Below are 1,383 nucleotides of genomic sequence, written 5' to 3'. Positions count from 1 at the left end.
CCCCCTGGGCAAGCGTGAATTGCAGGATCGAGGTCGACAGCGCCGCGAGCAGCAGGCCCGCGGAAAGCGCAATCGAAGAGATCAGCGCCGGGATCCAGTAACCCATCCGGTCGATGGCGCGGCCGACCAGCACGTTGCCGGCGGCGAAACCGACCATGGTCGCCGTGTAAGGCATGGACGCCGCGGCGCGGTCGACGCCGAACTCGGCCTGCACGGCGGGCAGCACGACGACGACAGCCCACATGCCCACGGCGCCGATCGTCGCCAGCAGCATCGAGATGGCAAGCCGCATCCAGGCATAGGAGCTGTCGATGCCGGGGCCGGGCTGGAGGCTGTCGGTTCGGGTCAAGGCGTTTCCTGTCGGCGGTCTCGGAGATCGGCTGCCGTTTGCGCCACTATCGGCGCATTCTCAGGCCGCAGCAGCGCCACAGCGGGCAAATCCGTGGCTCCAGAGCCAGGGCGGAACCGATACCGATGTGCGGAGTTTCCCGGCAACCCACCCCGCAAAGGAGTCCTGCGATGACCGCCACCAGGAAAAAATGGTCGGCCGAGGTGACCGAGCACAGCAACGCAATGGATCTTGAGGATCACGTCTTCGAATCCGACGACGCCAGGAAGATCGCCGCCTCGCTGAAACGATCCGCCGAACACAGCCACAGGCGCAAGGCCGAGCCTTTCCAATCCGCCATGTCGATGCTGAATTTTTACATCAACCGCGCCGGCAAGAACTTGCCTGCCGCGCGCAAAAAAGTGCTTGAGGACGCCAAGGACGAACTGCGCAGCGCCTTCGGACGGGACAAGGATGATTAGCGGCCGGTCCGGCCTTACCGGGCGCGGATGACGCCGTCTGTGTTGGCGAGCAATTTGCGCACAGCATTGCGCGCCGCGTCGGGGCGCTGCAGGCGGATGTTCTTCTCGATCGCCTCGTGCAGCTTCTGCGCGTGGTTGAGATCGTCGATCTCCCGTGTCGTATAGGCAAAGAGATGATCGAAGGCGGATTCGATCAGTACGCCGAGCGGCACCAGCAGGTCGTTGCCCGAAGCCCGCAGGATGGCGAGATGGAAGCGCGTGTCGGCGCGGGTCCGCTCCTGCAGGCTCGTCGCCGCGCCCATCTCACGGCAGGCCAGGCTGATCTCGGCCATCTGCTCGTCGGTTCTTCGCATCGCGGCGAACGCGGTCGCTTCCGGCTCGATGATATGGCGGAATTCCTGCACCGTCTTGAGGAACACTTCGCGGTCCGGCGACGTCGCGTACCAGGCCAGCACATCGCGATCGAGCAGGTTCCAGCGTTCCTTCGGCTCGACCCAGCTGCCGATCTTGGGACGTGAGGCCAAAAGGCTCTTGGCCATCAGCATCTTGATCGCTTCGCGCACCGCCGAGCGG

Annotated in this window: 2 protein-coding genes and 1 pseudogene; 1 reads left to right on the top strand and 2 read right to left on the bottom strand. The window is 64.7% G+C overall.

Going from position 1 to position 1,383, the window contains the following annotated elements; genetic code table 11:
• Nucleotides 1–349: pseudogene (locus ENZ75_RS31855) on the bottom strand (MFS transporter); the annotation flags it as partial.
• A gap of 170 nt (nt 350–519) precedes the next feature.
• Here ENZ75_RS31855 and ENZ75_RS31850 point away from each other — a divergent pair.
• Nucleotides 520–810, top strand: coding sequence for a DUF3175 domain-containing protein (locus ENZ75_RS31850; RefSeq protein ID WP_024501537.1), 291 nt, complete (start codon nt 520–522; stop codon nt 808–810).
• 14 nt (nt 811–824) lie between these two features.
• Here ENZ75_RS31850 and ENZ75_RS31845 read toward each other — a convergent pair.
• On the bottom strand, nt 825–1,383 hold a 559-nt coding region (locus tag ENZ75_RS31845), incomplete at its 5' end, for an FCD domain-containing protein (RefSeq protein WP_164888175.1).

The organism is Mesorhizobium sp. M7A.F.Ca.CA.002.04.1.1 (assembly GCF_004022805.1).
GTDB lineage: Bacteria > Pseudomonadota > Alphaproteobacteria > Rhizobiales > Rhizobiaceae > Mesorhizobium > Mesorhizobium ciceri.
The sequence above is the reverse complement of the archived record's forward strand: the minus strand, read 5'-3'. Positions and strand labels throughout refer to the sequence as shown.

Coding starts and splice junctions, on each gene's coding strand:
- ENZ75_RS31850 (WP_024501537.1), top strand. CDS start 520: ATGACCGCCACCAGGAAAAAATGGTCGGCCGAGGTGACCGAGCACAGC.